This is a genomic window from Hyphomicrobium sp. 802 (genome assembly GCF_000526135.1).
Taxonomy (GTDB): Bacteria; Pseudomonadota; Alphaproteobacteria; order Rhizobiales; family Hyphomicrobiaceae; genus Hyphomicrobium_B.
Window position 1 is genome coordinate 1,927,178 of record NZ_JAFM01000001.1, and the last position, 16,497, is coordinate 1,943,674.

General features: G+C 61.1%; 16 protein-coding genes. 12 read left to right on the forward strand and 4 right to left on the reverse strand.

From position 1 onward, the window contains the following. The first annotated feature begins 244 nt into the window (after positions 1-244). The gene (gene corA / locus HYP802_RS0109755; protein WP_013947085.1) at positions 245-1,246 is read left to right on the forward strand and encodes a magnesium/cobalt transporter CorA; all 1,002 of its coding nucleotides are present in this window, start codon (positions 245-247) and stop codon (positions 1,244-1,246) included. Between the two features lie 301 nt (positions 1,247-1,547). On the opposite strand, the gene meaB is transcribed toward corA, so the two are convergent. Then, on the reverse strand, positions 1,548-2,525 hold the full coding sequence (gene meaB / locus HYP802_RS0109760) for a methylmalonyl Co-A mutase-associated GTPase MeaB (protein WP_013947086.1): 978 nt from the start codon (positions 2,523-2,525) through the stop codon (positions 1,548-1,550). 181 nt (positions 2,526-2,706) lie between these two features. On the opposite strand from meaB, the gene HYP802_RS0109765 reads away from it, so the two are divergent. Then, positions 2,707-3,105 (forward strand): SGNH hydrolase domain-containing protein, encoded by a 399-nt coding sequence (locus HYP802_RS0109765; protein ID WP_013947087.1) that lies wholly within the window; start codon positions 2,707-2,709, stop codon positions 3,103-3,105. Here the strand turns inward: HYP802_RS0109765 and HYP802_RS0109770 are convergent. Next, positions 3,102-3,779, reverse strand: a complete 678-nt coding sequence (locus HYP802_RS0109770) for a TIGR00730 family Rossman fold protein (protein WP_013947088.1) — start codon at positions 3,777-3,779, stop codon at positions 3,102-3,104. The two genes, HYP802_RS0109765 and HYP802_RS0109770, sit on opposite strands and share 4 nt — an antisense overlap. Before the next feature lie 248 nt (positions 3,780-4,027). Between HYP802_RS0109770 and HYP802_RS22865 the strand changes: the two genes are divergently transcribed. Then, positions 4,028-5,788: a LysM peptidoglycan-binding domain-containing protein gene (locus tag HYP802_RS22865; RefSeq protein WP_157135407.1), complete on the forward strand. Its 1,761-nt coding sequence runs from the start codon at positions 4,028-4,030 to the stop codon at positions 5,786-5,788. Between the two features lie 36 nt (positions 5,789-5,824). Further along, entirely contained in the window at positions 5,825-7,780 is a 1,956-nt protein-coding gene (locus tag HYP802_RS0109780) for an ABC transporter ATP-binding protein/permease (RefSeq protein WP_013947090.1), read from the forward strand. Between the two features lie 77 nt (positions 7,781-7,857). On the opposite strand, the gene HYP802_RS0109785 is transcribed toward HYP802_RS0109780, so the two are convergent. Both HYP802_RS0109785 and HYP802_RS0109790 read right to left on the reverse strand, forming a co-directional pair. After that, positions 7,858-8,043 carry a hypothetical protein gene (locus HYP802_RS0109785; protein ID WP_024275651.1) on the reverse strand — a complete coding sequence of 62 codons (186 nt, stop codon included), beginning with the start codon at positions 8,041-8,043 and terminating at the stop codon, positions 7,858-7,860. A 193-nt stretch (positions 8,044-8,236) separates the two neighbouring features. Continuing rightward, entirely contained in the window at positions 8,237-8,689 is a 453-nt protein-coding gene (locus HYP802_RS0109790; protein WP_013947091.1) for a pseudoazurin, read from the reverse strand. Positions 8,690-8,930: 241 nt separating this feature from the next. Here HYP802_RS0109790 and HYP802_RS0109795 point away from each other — a divergent pair, with 241 nt between their 5' ends. The 8 genes from HYP802_RS0109795 (at position 8,931) to HYP802_RS0109830 (ending at position 16,489) form a co-directional block, all read left to right on the forward strand. After that, positions 8,931-9,626 carry a hypothetical protein gene (locus HYP802_RS0109795; RefSeq protein ID WP_013947092.1) on the forward strand — a complete coding sequence of 232 codons (696 nt, stop codon included), beginning with the start codon at positions 8,931-8,933 and terminating at the stop codon, positions 9,624-9,626. A gap of 266 nt (positions 9,627-9,892) precedes the next feature. Further along, a complete protein-coding gene (locus tag HYP802_RS0109800) occupies positions 9,893-11,188 on the forward strand; it encodes a carbohydrate porin (protein ID WP_024275652.1) in 1,296 nt (431 codons plus the stop codon). 58 nt (positions 11,189-11,246) lie between these two features. Continuing rightward, positions 11,247-12,185 (forward strand): tRNA (adenosine(37)-N6)-dimethylallyltransferase MiaA, encoded by a 939-nt coding sequence (gene miaA / locus HYP802_RS0109805; RefSeq protein ID WP_013947094.1) that lies wholly within the window; start codon positions 11,247-11,249, stop codon positions 12,183-12,185. Between the two features lie 83 nt (positions 12,186-12,268). Then, a complete protein-coding gene (locus HYP802_RS0109810; RefSeq protein WP_013947095.1) occupies positions 12,269-14,035 on the forward strand; it encodes an acetolactate synthase 3 large subunit in 1,767 nt (588 codons plus the stop codon). After that, positions 14,032-14,571 carry a hypothetical protein gene (locus tag HYP802_RS0109815; protein ID WP_013947096.1) on the forward strand — a complete coding sequence of 180 codons (540 nt, stop codon included), beginning with the start codon at positions 14,032-14,034 and terminating at the stop codon, positions 14,569-14,571. The genes HYP802_RS0109810 and HYP802_RS0109815 overlap by 4 nt, the downstream gene beginning before the upstream one ends. 2 nt (positions 14,572-14,573) lie before the next feature. Continuing rightward, positions 14,574-15,248: a glutathione S-transferase family protein gene (locus HYP802_RS0109820; protein ID WP_013947097.1), complete on the forward strand. Its 675-nt coding sequence runs from the start codon at positions 14,574-14,576 to the stop codon at positions 15,246-15,248. 17 nt (positions 15,249-15,265) lie between these two features. After that, positions 15,266-15,811 (forward strand): acetolactate synthase small subunit, encoded by a 546-nt coding sequence (gene ilvN, locus HYP802_RS0109825; protein ID WP_024275653.1) that lies wholly within the window; start codon positions 15,266-15,268, stop codon positions 15,809-15,811. A gap of 72 nt (positions 15,812-15,883) precedes the next feature. Beyond that, positions 15,884-16,489, forward strand: a complete 606-nt coding sequence (locus HYP802_RS0109830) for a LysE family translocator (protein WP_013947099.1) — start codon at positions 15,884-15,886, stop codon at positions 16,487-16,489. The last annotated feature ends 8 nt before the right edge of the window (positions 16,490-16,497 follow it).

The following is a 16,497-nucleotide window of genomic DNA, read 5'->3' on the forward strand; positions in this document are numbered from 1 at the left end:
TCATATAAAAACCCTTCCGCCGCAGGCGGCGCCGACTGGAAAAACGTCGGCGCCGGGGTTAGGGTCGCGCCGACTCGGCTGCCGGGAGGCCGTTTCGCGCCACCCGGGCCGATACCAAGGACAATCGACAATGGACTGCGACAGTCGCAGTGATGCTTCGCTTTCGCCAGCATCCTCCAGGCGCACCTGATGGCATAGGTGGCTCGGTCGGCTGCGCGGTGGCCGTCAACCGAAAGAGAGCCCGATGCTGCGCAGCTATCGTCGCGAAAACTCACACATCGTCCTGCAGCACGAAGGTATTCCGGCCGACGGTGTAGCTCCCATTCCGGGGCAAGCGGTCTGGATCGATCTTTACAATCCGGCGCCGCAGGACAATCGTTTCGTCGAGCAGCTTTTGTCGATCGATCTGCCGACGCGCGAGGAGATGCAGGAGATCGAGGTTTCGGCGCGTCTCTATCAGGAGGACGGCGCGGAGTTCATGACGCTGACGGCCGCGTCGCAGCTCGAAACTGACGAGCCGATGACGTCGCCGATTACGTTCGTGCTGAAGGGCAGCACTCTGGTGACGATGCGCTACGCCGAGCCCAAGGCGTTCGCCAATTTTGTGACGCGCGCGCAGCGTCCCAACAACGTGCCGGTCGCCAACGGCGAGCAGATCATGATGGGCCTGATCGAGGCGCTGCTCGACCGCATGGCGGACGCGCTGGAGCGGGTCGGCACGAATATCGATCAGGTTTCGCGGCAGGTCTTCCGCAAAGGCAAGATGAAGGCGGCGCCGTCGAGCGACGATCTGCAGCTTGCGATCGAGCGCATCGGCCAGGACGGCGACCTGCTGACGAAGGTTCGCGAAAGTCTCGTCAGCATCAACCGCGTGCTGACGTATCACACCAATGTCGATCAGCAGGTCGACAAGAAGGTGACGAAGGAAGCGAAGGCGCGCACCAAGGTGCTCTATCGCGATGTCGTCGCCTTGACCGATCAGGCGACGTTCCTGTCGAGCAAGGTGAACTTCCTGCTCGACGCGACGCTGGGGCTCATCAACCTGCAGCAGAACCAGATCATCAAGATTTTCTCGGTGGCTGCCGTAGTGTTTCTGCCGCCGACGCTGGTTGCGTCGATCTACGGCATGAACTTCGAGGACATGCCGGAATTGAAATGGCTGTTCGGGTATCCGTGGGCGCTGGCGATGATGGTCGTCTCAGCGATCCTGCCGTACCTCTACTTCAAGCGGCGCAGGTGGCTTTAATGATTGGCATCGGGGACACGCGTTCCGCGCGCCGGCTGCCGATGCCGACGAAATGTCTGAAGGGGAGCCGGCCGGAAGCGCCGGCTGTGTTTCGTCGTCCTTAAGCTGGACAGCGGCGATAACCATCCGCGCGCGAGCCGCTGATCGGGGCACAGCATTATCGACCCTGTCATGCCGACGCAGGTCGGTACCCAGACAAGCATCCAAATTCTCATTGTGAATGGCTGACGGGATCCCGGCCTGCGCCGGGATGACGGAGTGTTTGTAAACTTGTGAGCAGCGGGCGTCCTGGCAGTGTGAGCTAGGACTCGAGCAAGCGGCGCGCGGCTTTGTCGGGGGACATGGTGCCGGAGAGAACGGCGTCGGCGAGAGGGTCGAGGCCGTCCTTGCCGCCGGCTTTGATGCGAGCGGCGACGATGTCGGCGGCGGCGCGGGCGATGAGGTAGCGCGCGCGGCGGCGGCGGCGATGCAGGGCGCCACCCGCAACGACGCGCTTGCCGATGGTATCGAAGGCGTCGACAAGCTGGCCCACTCCGTCGCCGTTGATGGCGCTCGTCTTCAGTACCGGCACCTTCTCGTTTGGCATCGCGCGGATCGACAGCGCGCCGATCAACTGCTGCATCGTCTGTTCGGCGCCCGGGCGGTCGGCCTTGTTGACGACGATGATATCGGCGATTTCGAGCAGGCCCGACTTCATCGCCTGGATATCGTCGCCCAGGCCTGGCGCTGCGATGACGACGCGAATGTCGGCGACCTCCGCGACGTCGATTTCGTTCTGACCGGTGCCCACGGTTTCAAGAAGTACGATGTCGAAGCCCGCGCCGTCGAGGGCGTCGACGATACGGACCGCAGCCGGCGACAGGCCGCCGAGATAGCCGCGTGAGGCGAGCGAGCGGACGAAGACGCCGTCATCATCGAGTGCGGCGGTCATGCGGATGCGGTCACCGAGAATGGCGCCCCCCGAGATCGGGCTCGATGGATCGACGGCGATGACGCCGACGCTGCGACCCTGCTGTCTCAGATGCGCGATGACGGCGTTGACAAGGGTCGATTTGCCGGCGCCCGGCGGTCCGGTGAAGCCGACGACGAGGGCGTGGCCGAGGTGCGGCTGCAAAGCCTGAAGCAGGCCCGGCGCGGCTGCCGATAGGCGTTCGAGCTCGGTGATTACGGTCGCAATGGCGCGGCGCTCGCCGGCCCGCATGCGGTTAACGTAACCGGCGATATCGGCGTCGCTGATGCGGGCGGCTGGGGGAGGTGTTTCTGCGGTCGTCTTGGCCATAAGCGCTGATAAAAGGGAAGCGGCCGGAAGGCAACGGTTAGGATGTTTTGGCAGGCGGTAGTGCACTTCCTCCACAGGCCGGGGCGTGCATTCCCGGACGTCCTATGCAACGCTCGCTTCCAACGGGGGAATGGGGGAGTGAGACGGGTGTTAAACGTCAACCGGGCAGCCGCACCGGCACATGCCGGGTCGGCATCTCATTATCGGACCTGTTCCGGAGAATGTTTTCAATGCCAGCCTAGCGTTTGCTCGTCATCGCGCTTGGAACGAGCCTCTGCCGCAGAAGACAGCATTATCCGATTTCTTCGAACGCGAGCGGCACGTTTTGCCGGTGTTGGCCAAGCTCGACGCGATGCCGAATGTTCGAGTCCTCTATCTGCATCTGCTTCTCTGTGATGAGCTGGTCTGCCGCTACGGCAAGAGCGGACGTCCGCTCTATCGGGACGCAAATCACCTCAACGCTGATGGGCTCGCCGAGCTTGCGAGCTTCTATCCGAAGCTGTTTGCGTCCGATGCGATGGGTTTTGATCGAACAGTCGACAGCGCCTTTTCTTCCGAGATGGCAAGTCGCGGCCTCTAGAACTTCCGCAGCAGCTCCTGCTCTTTGCTCTCCGACGTCGGGGCGGCCTTGCCGAGGATGGTGGGCAGGATCTCTTCCGCCGTATCGACGACTGAGAAATGGACATCCAGTCCGGCGCGAATGAAGGTTTCGGCCTTCATGTGATCGAGCAGGTTCAGGAATGGATTCCAGAAGCCGTTGATGTTGGCAACGACGATGGGCTTGGAATGGCGTCCGAGCTGCGACCACGTCAACTGCTCGACGAGTTCTTCAAGCGTGCCGACGCCGCCGGGAAGCGCCACAAAGGCGTCTGCGCGGTCGAACATCAGCTGCTTACGGACGTGCATGTTCTCGACGACGATCAATTCGTCGACATCCTGCAGCATGTGCTCGCGGCTGCCGAGAAATTCCGGGATGATCCCCGTTACCTTGCCGCCCGCTCCGAGCGCGGCGCGCGCGACTTCGCCCATCAGGCCGAGACTGCCGCCGCCATAGATCAAGCGGATGCCGTTATCGGCGAGCGTCTTGCCGAGCTTTCGCGCTGCGATGGTATAGGCGGTATCGAGGCCTTTGCCAGAGCCGCAGTAGACGCAGACGCCTTCAATCCTGGCGGGCGTTTCAGATTTCAGAGCTGAATTTTGGATGGTCTTGCTGTCGGCCGGTTTCGTGACCGGCATTTTTGTCATTTCGTTCATAAGTATTCCGATCTCAGACGATCTGTCTGCATTATTTAGTGTCGCCGCGCCGCTCTGCCCAGGTGCGCCGGAGGGTGCCACCCTCAGATGTCTCATGTGACCGTTGTGAGCATCCGGTCACGCTTCCGAATCAATCCACGGTCATTACGCCGGGAAGCATGGCGCCGCTACAAGACGTGTGCTTAGGTCCCTTAATATAGGGGCTACAAGGCGATGTTATGAAGGACGGGGAACCTTCAGAAACGGCAGTGAAAACGGCGTTTCGTTACGCTCGAACGGGCGCTGCTGCGGGCCTTCTCGTCTCCGCGGCGCTGTTGGCGTTGCCGCTCGATGCTGCCAGTGACCGGCCGGACGCAGAGCGGGGGCTATCGCTGCCGGTTATCGACCGAAATTTTCGCGCTGTGGTCGCTCTCAATGACGAGGACACGCTGGAGTCTGCGCAGGCCTCGCAGCGCGTGGTGGCGCAGGATGCTCCGGATGAGATACAGGCCCAGGCGGACACTCCGGCGCAGCCCGATCCGAGCGACAAGCAAACGCCGTGGCAAACGCGCGAGCTAGGATTGGTCGATCGCCTGCAGGATTGGCTGGCGCGTGCCAATCGCGAGTTTCAGGGCGTCATCATCCGGCGATTGTCGGTCGCGCCTCCAGGCGGGGGCGGCGACGACATCGCGCGCAAGCTGGAACAGGTAAAAGAGGAAGACGCCGAAACGGCGCGGCAGCATGCAGAGGAGGCCATCCTCGCGGCACAGGCGAAGCGGGCAGCCGACATCAAGCATAGCCAGGAGCTGGCGGACGAAGCGAAACGCAAGGCTGACGCAGCCGAGGCCGAACTGAAGGCCGAGGACGAGGCGGCGAAACGCAAAGCGGCGGCGCTGGCGGAAGCGCAGCGTCGCGAGAGCGAGCGTCTCGAGGCCGAAGCAAAACGTATCGAAGACCAGCAGCGACAGGCGGAAGAGCAGCGCAAGGCCGACGAGCAGAAGCGTCTCGAAGCGGCACGTCTGGCAGCACAGGCGCAGCATGACGCCGAGGAAAAAGCTGCCGCCGAAAAGAAGGCCGCTGACGAAGCGGCGCGCGAGGCGGCTGCGAAAGCCGAAGCTGAGCGTCAGACTCAGGAAGCGAAAGCCCGCGAACTCGCCGACGAGCAGCGCCGTCGTGAGGAAGAAGAGCATCGGCGCGCTTTGGCCGAGGCCGCGTCTGCGAAGGCTGCAGAGGAGAAAGCCAAGCAGGAAGCCGCCGCCCGTGCCGCCGCTGAAAGGCAGCGGGTTGCCGAAGAAGAAGCGCAGAAAGCGCGGATCGCGAAAGAGGCCGAGGAAAAAGCTCAGGCGGAAGCCGCTGCGAAGGAAGCCGCCGAGAAGCAGCGCCTCGCCCAAGAGGAAGCTGCTGCCGCCAAAGTAGCGGCAGAAAAAGCCCAGCAGGAAAAGCAACGGCTCGCAGACGAGGAAGCGGCGAAGGCGGTTGCCGCGAAGGTTGCGGCGGAACAGCAGCGTCTCGCTGAGGAAGAGGCAGCAAAAGCTGCTGCTGCAAAGGCCGCCGAGGACAAGGCCAAACAGGAGGCTGCGGCAAAGGAAGCGGCGGACCGTCAGCGCATTGCCGAAGAAGAAGCCGCGAAAGTGGCTGCGGCGAAGACCGCCCAGGCGAAGACTGCCGCGGCTTCACCGCCTGTCGCCGACCGCCAAACGCCCGCCATCGAGGCGAAGACGCCTAAGGCGCATGCCATCCGGGAGGCCCGAAACACGCACGTTGCGCACGGCCCGGTCGTCAAGCGCTGGGTGCGTCGGGCGCGCGTCCGCCGTGCCGCGCCGAGCCAATGCCGATATGCCGGGCGCAAGGCGTTCGTGCCGGGCCGTTACGTCGTCGCGCGCGGCGATACGCTGTGGCGGATCGCGCTCCGCCACTACCGCAACGGCCTCTATTACATCCGCATCTATCGCGCCAATCGCGACACGATTCGCAATCCGAACCGGATCTATCCGTGCCAGACCATTTATCTGCCGCGAAAGCGGGGGTGATGGACTTTCCAGCCGGTTGACCCTATTTCAGGCCGAATGCAGAGAACTTCCGTCAGCGTGCGCGCGCCCCGAAGCGGGCTTTTGGCGCGCCTTATTCCGTCCACCGAAACATCTCGGGTTTTGAGGGCCTTGTGGCCCTATGTCTGGCCGCAGGACCGGCCGGATCTGCGGCGCACTGTGGTCTGGTCGTTCGTCATCGTCGTCATTGCGAAAGCGGTGACGGTCGGCGTGCCGTTTACGTTGAAGTGGGCGACGGACGCTCTGGTCGCTGCGTCGGGCGGCCATGTCGCATCGAACCAGACGCTGCCGTGGCTCGTCGGTGCGCCAGTGCTGGCTGTGCTGTTCTACGGCATCGCCCGCATCGTGATGGCGCTGTTGGTGCAGATCCGTGAAGGCATGTTCGCGCGCGTCGCGATGCATGCAGTACGCAAGCTCGCCTTGTCGACATTCGAGCACATGCACCGGCTGTCGCTGCGGTTCCATCTCGAACGCAAGACGGGCGGTCTGACGCGTGTGCTCGAACGCGGACGCACCGGCATCGAAAACATCAGCCGTATGGCGCTGATGACGCTGATCCCGACGATCGTCGAGTTCTTCATGATCATCGCAGTGTGTGCGTATGAATTCGACTGGCGCTACATTGTGACCATCGTCGGCATGATCGCTGCGTATCTGTGGTTCACGATCCGAGCGACCGATTGGCGGCTGTCGATCCGCCGCGTGATGAACGAGAGCGACACTGACGCCAACACCAAGGCGATCGACAGTCTGCTGAATTACGAGACGGTGAAATATTTCGGCGCCGAGGGCCGCGAAGCCGGGCGCTACGACAAGTCGATGGCTGCTTACGAGAAGGCGAGCATCAAGACCTACACGTCGCTCGCGGTGTTGAACTCAGGGCAAGCGGTCATCTTCACGATTGCGCTGACGATCTGCCTCGTGATGGCGGCGAACGATGTCGTCGCCGGCAAGGATACCGTCGGGCATTTCGCGATGGTGAACCTGCTGATGTTGCAGCTCTTCATGCCGCTGAACTTCATGGGCATGGTCTATCGCGAGATCAAGCAGGGGCTGACCGACATCGAACGCATGATGGAGGTGCTGGAGCAGAATCCGGAAGTTGCGGATCGGCCGGGCGCGAAGCGGCTCGATGTTTCGGGCGGCGCGATCCGGTTCGATCATGTTCGCTTCGGCTACGATCCTGAGCGCATTATTCTGAAAGACGTATCGTTCGAAGTGCCGGCGGGACAGATGGTCGCCATCGTTGGGCCGTCGGGTGCGGGCAAGTCGACGGTCGGGCGGCTGCTGTTGCGTTTCTATGATGTAACGAGCGGGCGTATTCTGATCGACGGGCAGGACTTGCGCGACGTGACGCAAGCCTCGCTGCGGGCGGCGATCGGCGTGGTGCCGCAGGATACGGTGTTGTTCAACGATACGATTTTCTACAACATCAAGTATGGCCGCGCCGACGCCACGGACGAAGAGGTTTACGCAGCGGCGAAGCTGGCGCAGATCGACGATTTCGTGCGGGCGCTTCCCGACGGCTACGAAACGATGGTCGGCGAGCGCGGGTTGAAACTCTCGGGCGGCGAAAAGCAGCGTGTTGCGATTGCGCGGACGATTTTGAAGTCGCCGCCGATCCTGCTGCTGGACGAGGCAACGAGCGCGCTCGACAGCCATACGGAAAAGGAAATTCAGGACGCGCTCGACCGTGTGTCGAAGGACCGGACGACGGTGGTCATCGCGCACCGTCTATCGACCATCGTGCATGCGGACATGATTTTGGTGTTCGAAGATGGACGCGTTGCGGAGCAGGGAACGCACGTCGAGTTGATCGCCAAGAACGGGCTTTATGCGAGCCTGTGGGCGCGTCAGCGGCAGGCGGAGAAAGCGCGTGAGGATCTCGTGCATGCGCTGGAAGAGGCTGGCGAGCTGCCGCGGCGCTCCGATGTCAACGACGCGTCGTTACTGGAGCGCGCCGAGCAAGAGTAGGCGCTCGGGCAATCGTACTGGCGGAGGAATGGATCCTCGGCATAAGCCGAGGATGACATTTTGGGGTTGGACGGAGATCAGTCTTCGACGACGATCCAGTTGTCGGGATTTGGAAGTTTCGCGCGTTTCGTTTCGGCTTCGTCGCGGGTGGCGAAACGGATAGCGAGCGGGCGGCCGACGAAGACATCGCCGTTTCCGAGATAGGTGTGGCGATTGCCCGGCGCGACCAAGTCGCGCCGCTTCTCTTCAAGCAAATAAGCCATGGGCAATCATCCTCGCGTTTCAGCAGAGGCAGAATAACGCAAAGCCTGCAAAAGTCGCATTGCGTTTGATCATTGCGAGGCCCTGAAATGAAAAAGCTAACCCCGAGATCTGGGGCCGGGAGACCCATCTCGGGGTTAGCACGAGCTTAGCCTTCGGCCCTTCCAGGACAACCTCGGGCTCTACTCGATTCCGTTACGGCGTCACCTTCGCGACTTCGGCGTCGAGACGCTGTTTCGCCTTGCCCGTTGCGACGAATGACTTCACCGCGTCGAGGTTGACGGGCTTGCCGATCTGGACGAGGGCGACCATGCCCATGCCGTAGTGGGGCAGGCATTTGAAAACGTAGAGGCCATCTTTCTCGGCCTTGAAGACGACTTCCTTGCTAAACGGGCCTTTCACTTCCGGTACGTCTGCCGGCCAGATGTTCGGCACGCTCTGAGCGTTGTGGCCCTTGTCGGTCGGGACGAACTTAATGGTGTCGCCGACTTCGGCCTTCACGAAGCCTGGAACGAAGACCATGAGATTGCCGGCGTCGTCCTTGTTGCGCATTTCAATGATGTGCTCGGTAGCGCTGGCGACATGCGGAGTGGAGACTGCAGACAGGGTGATGGCCCCCGCCATCAGAATTTGATGGGTTAGCTTCATGTGTTTCCTCACCCCGGCTTTTTGTTTACGAAAAACGTATAGAATAGGATCGCCGACTTCTCAAGCGCCGTTTTGCCGCGCTCTTTAGGTTGCGCGTCTGACTCCCGGCCGGAACGCGCATATCGGGCGCTGCCAAAAAGACGCGCGGCGCACGGGGGGCGGAAACACTTATCCCCGGTTCAGCAGCGGATGATACAATTCGCTTCAGTCGCCAGCATGGTTTTGAAAGAGCGAGAAACGGTTGAGTACGGATCAATTTCGGCAGACGGTTAAAACGATTCTCGGCGCTCTCTGGCGCGGTACGGTCATTGCGATCTGGACACTTCGCGAGCTTCTGCGGACGGCCTGGAGCATCGTGCGCGGGCCGCTGATAACGGCGCTTAATATTACTGCAGCGCTGATCATCCTTTTCGAAGAGTGGGGATGGCGGCCGCTTTCGAACCTGCTCGGGAGGCTCGCAGCGTTCGCGCCGATCGCGGCGATCGAGCGGTTGCTGGCGCGTCTGCCGCCTTATGCGGCGCTCATTGCGCTGGCCTTGCCAACCTCGCTGTTGCTGCCGCTGAAGTTCGTGGCGATCTGGCTGCTCGCGAATGAGCATTTTCTGTCGGCGACCTTGCTGTTCGTCGGGGCCAAGATCGCGTCGACGGCGCTTATCGCGCGCGTCTTTCTGTTGGTGAAACCGGCGCTGATGCGGATCGGCTGGTTTGCTGCGCTCTTCAACTGGTTCATGCCCTGGAAGGATGCTCTTTATGCGCAGATCCGGGCATCGTGGGTCTGGCGCTACGGTCGTGTCGTCAAGGCGCGGGCGATGGCGGAGGTCCGGAAGGCCTGGGCGGCCGCACGTCCGCAAGTTGCGGCGGTCTGGCGGCGGTGGACGGGGCGGGAGCTGCCCTTTTCTGACGCGGCGCGCAAAAGCGCTGATCTTTCTTCGAAGTGATTCGTGCTTCGCCTGCGCCGGAAGATGAGACGCCTACTGACGGATGGAAAAGTTCCCGCTCTGCGACATGTCGGACCTGATCGGCATCCCCAATGATTGCAAAATGGCAACAGCTCCTCGGCAGGCAGTGGGCAACGATGCTGTTTTTGAATTCCAATGTTGACTGGTTGCGTCAAGTATCTTCTGTTCAGTTCATTGGGCCGGGAGGCAACAGGTTCAATAGCCGGGACGTCGAGGTGCGGGGTCCGGCGTTTGGGGGAATGACGATGGGATCGAAACTCGTGGCCGGCATCTTGCCGGTCTTTGCGCTGGGCACTCTCGTGTCCACCGTCGCCGCAAAGGCTGACGACGCTTCTGCCAACGGCGTGCCGGAGGATTCGATTGCTCACGATTGGGATGATCCGATGCGGGCCTCATTGGCGAAGCAGGGCATCCTCTACGGTGTGGGGTACATCGGCGAGTACTGGAATGTCGCTAAGGGCGGCAACTCGCAGGGCTCGAACTACGACGGCTTGGTTTCCGCGTTTACGGATTTCGATCTCGACAAGATGTTCGGCTGGAAGGGCGGGGCTATTCACGCCAGCGCCTATTACCTGAACGGTGTCGGTCCGGCGACGCAGCGCATCGGCAACATCTTCCCACCGAGCAACATCGAAGGCGACGAGCGGTTGCGCTTGTTCGAGTTGTGGTTCGAGCAGTCGCTGCTGGATGACAAGGTGAAGGTGCGTATCGGTTCGCTGGCAGCCGATAGCGAATTCTTTATCAGCGATACGGCTGCTGTGTTTCTCAACAGCACGTTCGGGTGGTCGGCAGCGACAGCCAACAACATGGCTGCCGGTGGTCCTGGATATCCGCTGGCGTCGCTCGGCGTGCGTGTCCAGTATCAGCCGACGGATAATCTCAACATTCTCGCTGCGGTGTTCAACGGCAGCCCGGCGGATCCGTTTGCGGATGATCCGCAGGCCGACAACCCGCATGGCGTGAACTTCCGTCTGCAGGATGCGCCGCTGCTGATGGTCGAAGCGCAGTATAAATATAACATCGGCATGCCCGGCACGTTCAAGTTCGGCGGCTGGAAGCAGTTCAATCATTACGCGCCGGAATTTCTCAATCCGAACGAGCTGGATACCAGCTCCGGCGTCTATGGCATCATCGACCAGCAGATCTGGAAGGGTGCGCATGATGACGCGGTCAGCGCATTCGTTCGCCTCGGTGGTTCGCCGGATAAGCAGAACCTGATCAACACCTACGTCGATACCGGCATCGTGTTCACTGGCTTCGTGCCGGGGCGCAAGGATGATTCATTCGGCGCCGCCTTTGCCTATGGCCATGTCTCGAACAAGCTGCAGCAGGCTCAGATCGATGATGGCCAGACGGTCATCTCCGACTACGAGTCGGTGGTCGAACTGAACTATACTGCGAAGATCTCGCCCGGCTTCTCGGTTGCGCCTGATTTCCAGTATATCTGGAACCCCGGTGGTCGGGTGCCAAGCGAGAACAATCCGGCCGTGCCGGAGAAAGACGCGGCCGTGTTCGGCGTCCGGACCACGCTCAATTATTAATCTGACTTCTACCGTCTGACTTGCGCCTCCTAGTGCCACAGCGCTAGGAGGCCTTTTCATGAGTAGCACAGAAACAGACCTGCGCCCCATTTTGATTGCCGGCCCGACGGCCAGCGGCAAGTCGGCGCTCGCAATGGCGATTGCGGAGCAGGTTGGCGGCACGATCATCAATGCCGACAGCATGCAGGTCTATCGGGAGCTGCGCATTCTGACGGCGCGTCCGACGCCGGCCGACGAAGCGCGGGTGCCGCATGCGCTCTATGGCTTCGTGCCGGCGCAAGAAGCGTATTCGGCCGGCCGTTTCGTCCGCGATGCGGCAGAGGCGATTGCAAGCGCCCAGGCGCAAGGACGGCGGCCTATCGTCGTCGGGGGCACCGGGCTTTACTTCAAGGCACTGCTCGAAGGGCTCTCACCTGTTCCCGAGATCGATGAAGACGTGCGCGCGCATTGGCGAGCGGAGGCGGCACGGCGCGGTGCAGAGGCGATGCATGCAGAGCTTGCGGAGCGGGATGAAGTCATGGCAGGGCGGCTTCAATCCGCGGATACGCAGCGGATCGTGCGTGCGCTCGAAGTTCTGGAGTCTACGGGGCGGTCGCTGGCCGAGTGGCAAACCCTGAAGGGCGCGCCCGTCTTGAACGAAGCGGAGACTGTGCGTCTGGTGGTTCGCGTCGACCGGGCTGAGCTTCACGCTCGTGCGGATACGCGTTTCGCCGCGATGATGCGCCAAGGGGCGGGCGAGGAGGCTCAAGCTTTGTCCGAGATGCAACTCGATGCCGGGTTACCGGCGATGCGGGCAATCGGCGTTCGGCCGCTGATCGGAGTTTGGCGAGGCGAGATAAGCGTCGAGGAGGCGGTGGCGGCCTCGCAGGCGGAGACCCGTCAGTACATCAAACGGCAGGAAACTTGGCTCAAAAGTCATATGATTTCTTGGATGCCTGTCCATACGAAATATATGGAAAGTTCACTGCGTGAAATTTTCGCATTTATTCACCGTTAGCGTTGACCAAATAGGATCGTGCGCCTAGGTTCCCCGCAATTTCGAAATGTTGGCAGGCGGCAAGCCTGTAGAGGAGTTTGACGATGGCACGCACGATGACCGGCGCGGAAATGGTGTTGACTGCGCTGGCTGACCAAGGCGTCGAGTTCGTTTTCGGGTATCCGGGCGGCGCCGTTCTTCCGATCTATGATGAGCTTTTCCAGCAGGAGAAGGTTCGTCACATCCTGGTTCGCCAGGAAGGCGGGGCGCTGCATGCGGCTGAAGGCTATGCGCGCTCAACGGGGAAGGTCGGCGTCTGCCTCGTGACGTCGGGGCCCGGCGCAACCAATGCGGTGACGGGCCTTGCCGATGCGCTGATGGATTCCATTCCGCTCGTCTGCATCACCGGCCAGGTGCCGACGCACCTCATTGGCAACGACGCGTTCCAGGAATGCGATACGGTCGGCATTACGCGGCCGTGCACGAAGCACAACGTGTTGGTGAAGAACATCAACGACCTCGCTCGTGTTCTGCACGAAGCCTTCCACATCGCGCGTACGGGCCGTCCGGGTCCGGTGGTGGTCGATATCCCGAAGGATGTGCAATTTGCGACGGGCAACTACGTTGGGCCCTCCAACATCCAGCACAAGACCTACCGCCCGAAGCTGAAGCCGGAACAGCAGTCCGTGCGCGAAGCGGTCGATCTGATCGCGAATGCGAAGCGCCCAGTGTTCTATACGGGCGGCGGCGTCATCAACTCCGGACCGAAGGCGAGCCAGCTGTTGCGCGAGTTCGTGCGGCTGACAGGGTATCCGATCACGTCGACGCTGATGGGGCTTGGCGCTTATCCGGCCTCGGATAAGCAGTGGCTCGGCATGCTCGGCATGCATGGCACCTACGAAGCGAATCTGGCGATGCACGACTGCGACGTGATGATCAACATCGGTGCGCGCTTCGACGATCGCATCACCGGCCGTGTGGATGCATTCTCGCCGAACTCGAAGAAGATCCATGTCGATATCGACCCGTCGTCGATCAACAAGAACATCATGGTCGATATTCCGATTATCGGCGATTGCGCCTACGTGCTCGAAGACATGCTGCGTGTGTGGAAGGCGAAGGCGCCGATCCTCGACAAGGCTGCGCACAAGGCGTGGTGGAAGCAGATCGACGGGTGGCGGACGAAAAAATCGCTGTCTTATAAGAACTCCAAAGACATCATCATGCCGCAATATGCGTGTCAGCGGCTCAACGAACTGACGAAGAATCGCGACACCTATTTCACGACGGAGGTCGGGCAGCATCAGATGTGGGCGGCGCAGTTCCTCCACTTCGATGAGCCGAACCACTGGATGACGTCGGGAGGCCTCGGTACGATGGGCTATGGATTGCCCGCCGCGATCGGCGTACAGCTTGCGCATCCGAAGTCGCTCGTCATTGACGTTGCGGGCGATGCGTCGATCCTGATGAACATTCAGGAGTGCTCGACGGCGGTGCAGTACCGTTTGCCGGTCAAGGTGTTCATCATGAACAACGAGTACATGGGCATGGTGCGGCAGTGGCAGCAGCTTCTGCACGGCAATCGCCTATCGGAAAGCTACACCGAAGCCTTGCCGGATTTCGTGAAGCTTGCCGAAGCCTACGGGTGGACAGGCATGCGTTGCGAGCATCCCGCCGATCTCGATGATGCTATAAACGAGATGATCAACACGAAAGGCCCCGTGATCTTTGATTGCCGGGTTGCAAAGCTTGCGAACTGTTTCCCGATGATCCCGTCGGGGAAGGCCCACAACGAAATGCTTCTCGGCGAGAACATCACGGACGACGAAGTCGAGAATGCGATCGGCGAAGCAGGAAAGGTGCTGGTTTGACAAAGCACGGGGGAACAGGTTTCGGAATTTTTGGCGCCGTCATCGCGGTTTTCGCGATGGCACTCCTCGTCATGCCGGGGACGTTGGCTGCCAAACAAACCTGGGACCACGTCGCCAACATCAAAGATGCAGCGCGGCGGCTTGGGGCGCTGCATCAGCGTGAAGGCTCGGCAGGCGTTCTGAAGTTTCTCGACGCCTGCTACCGGACGCAGATGCTTGCCAGCGAGTATTCGCCGGGGCTCGAGTCGTGCTTGGCGCAGGACTACATGCACAGCCAGGTGCTGGCGCAGATCTATGCGCGTATTCCACAAGCAGACCGCGTGCGCATGGGAACTCCGGCGCCGGAAGACATCGCGCGCGGTATGGGCGCCCGCTTCGTCGCGGCGTTCCGGCAATACAAGATTTCGACGAAGCAAGCCGAGGCTCTCAAGAAGATGATCGACAAGGACGGCATGCCGATCTTTCTGAAGGCTGTGTTTCCGCCGAGGAAGCCGGGCGAGGCCGACAGTGACGACACGACGGGCAGCGGCAAATAACGATGTTGAAGCTCGTCATTGGCAATAAGCTCTATTCGTCGTGGTCGCTCAGGCCGTGGCTTGTGCTGTCCCACTTTGACATTCCGTTCGAGGAAGAAATCATTCCGCTGCGGATGCCGGAGAGCCGCGGGCGGATGCTGGAGTTTTCGCCCTCGGGTAAAGTTCCCACGCTTGTCGACGGCGATGTGGCTGTCTGGGAAAGCCTCGCGATCATCGAGTATCTCGCAGAGAAATTTCCGGACTTTGCGATCTGGCCGCGGAACGGCAACGCGCGGGCGCATGCGCGTGCGGTTTCCAATGAGATGCACTCGGGCTTTCAGGCCTTGCGGCAAGCGTGCCCGATGCACCTCGGCGCGCGCTTTGCAACACCACCGATCACCGAGGCTTTGCAGGCCAATATTGATCGGGTCGAAGACATTTGGTCGGAGGCCCGCAATCGCTTCGGCGGCGGACAGCCATTCCTTTATGGGGCGTTCTCGGCGGCGGACGCCATGTATGCGCCGGTCGTCACGCGCTTCGACAGTTATCAAATTCCGGTCCGCGAAGCGACGCGAACGTATATGGATGCGATGCTGGTGCATCCATCGTTCGTTGCTTGGCGCGACGCAGCCCTCGCCGAGCCGTGGAGCATTCCCGATTATGCTGCCGGCCACACCCTCGTTGAAAGTTTTGTTTGAGAACGCAGAGACCGACGATGTCCGAACCTTTAAAGCAGTCGCACTATCCGAGCCCCTCCCGTTCGCAGGAGATCGTGTCGCGGACGCTGTCCGTCGTCGTCGACAACGAGCCGGGCGTGCTGGCGCGCGTCATCGGTCTGTTCGCTGGGCGCGGCTACAATATCGAGTCGCTGACGGTGACCGAGGTCGAGCATGAGCGGCATCTGTCGCGCATCACCATCGTGACCAACGGCACGCCGGCGGTGATCCAGCAGATCAAAACGCAACTTGAACGCCTCGTGCCGGTGCATCGCGTCCGCGATCTGACGGAAGAGGGCGCTTCGATCGAGCGAGAGCTGGCACTCGTGAAAGTCGGCGGCAAAGGCGAGAAGCGCATCGAGGCGCTGCGGCTGGCCGAGATTTTCCGGGCGAAGGTCGTTGATACGTCGACGGAGCATTTCGTTTTCGAGGTCACCGGTAAGTCCTCGAAAATCGAGACGTTCATTCAACTGATGTCGGAGCTGGGCCTCGTCGAGGTTTCCCGTACCGGCATCGCAGCGATCGGCCGTGGCGCCGCAAGCTGAGTTCTTTCCTTCGGCGGCAGTTTCCTTTCTAGATCGGGACGCGCAGCCGGTTCACCGTGCTGGTGAAGAGACATGTCTCACGAACTTTTCCTCTCACTCGTTGCGTTTGCGTTCGTATCGGCGATGACGCCGGGACCGAACAATACGATGTTGCTCGCGTCCGGTGTGAACTTCGGTTTTTTCCGAACGCGCGCGCACATTCTCGGCGTCGTGATCGGCTTTACCGTTCTGCTGCTGGCGATTGCGCTCGGCGTGGGGCGGTTGCTCGTTCTGGTTCCCGGTCTTTATTCCGTTCTTCGCATCGTCAGCGTTGCTTATCTTCTCTGGCTGGCTTGGCGTATTGGAACCGCCGGCGCGACCGATCCGATCGCCAGCGAGGATGCGCGGCCTATGACCTTTCTGGAAGCGGCCTTATTCCAATGGGTCAATCCGAAAGGATGGATGGTTTGCCTCAGCATTGCAGCCAATTACATCACGCCGGATAACCCATGGGCGGATATCGCGACGCTTGCGACCGTCATTACGATCATGTCGACCGTTTCGGCGTCGAGCTGGGCGTTCTTCGGCACATCGCTGCGTCCGCTTCTCAAGGATGAGCGGTCGATGCGTATTTTCAACGTCGTCATGGCCGTCGCGCTCGTCGCGTCGCTATGGCCTATCGTGAAGGAGATGATCTGAAGGTTCGA

Excerpts from the sequence above, each read along its gene's own strand:
- corA (WP_013947085.1), top strand. The coding sequence starts at position 245 with ATGCTGCGCAGCTATCGTCGCGAAAACTCACACATCGTCCTGCAGCAC.
- meaB (WP_013947086.1), bottom strand. The coding sequence starts at position 2,525 with ATGGCCAAGACGACCGCAGAAACACCTCCCCCAGCCGCCCGCATCAGC.
- HYP802_RS0109765 (WP_013947087.1), top strand. The coding sequence starts at position 2,707 with ATGCCGGGTCGGCATCTCATTATCGGACCTGTTCCGGAGAATGTTTTC.
- HYP802_RS0109770 (WP_013947088.1), bottom strand. The coding sequence starts at position 3,779 with ATGAACGAAATGACAAAAATGCCGGTCACGAAACCGGCCGACAGCAAG.
- HYP802_RS0109780 (WP_013947090.1), top strand. The coding sequence starts at position 5,825 with ATGCAGAGAACTTCCGTCAGCGTGCGCGCGCCCCGAAGCGGGCTTTTG.
- HYP802_RS0109785 (WP_024275651.1), bottom strand. The coding sequence starts at position 8,043 with ATGGCTTATTTGCTTGAAGAGAAGCGGCGCGACTTGGTCGCGCCGGGC.
- HYP802_RS0109790 (WP_013947091.1), bottom strand. The coding sequence starts at position 8,689 with ATGAAGCTAACCCATCAAATTCTGATGGCGGGGGCCATCACCCTGTCT.
- HYP802_RS0109800 (WP_024275652.1), top strand. The coding sequence starts at position 9,893 with ATGGGATCGAAACTCGTGGCCGGCATCTTGCCGGTCTTTGCGCTGGGC.
- miaA (WP_013947094.1), top strand. The coding sequence starts at position 11,247 with ATGAGTAGCACAGAAACAGACCTGCGCCCCATTTTGATTGCCGGCCCG.
- HYP802_RS0109810 (WP_013947095.1), top strand. The coding sequence starts at position 12,269 with ATGGCACGCACGATGACCGGCGCGGAAATGGTGTTGACTGCGCTGGCT.
- HYP802_RS0109820 (WP_013947097.1), top strand. The coding sequence starts at position 14,574 with ATGTTGAAGCTCGTCATTGGCAATAAGCTCTATTCGTCGTGGTCGCTC.
- ilvN (WP_024275653.1), top strand. The coding sequence starts at position 15,266 with ATGTCCGAACCTTTAAAGCAGTCGCACTATCCGAGCCCCTCCCGTTCG.
- HYP802_RS0109830 (WP_013947099.1), top strand. The coding sequence starts at position 15,884 with ATGTCTCACGAACTTTTCCTCTCACTCGTTGCGTTTGCGTTCGTATCG.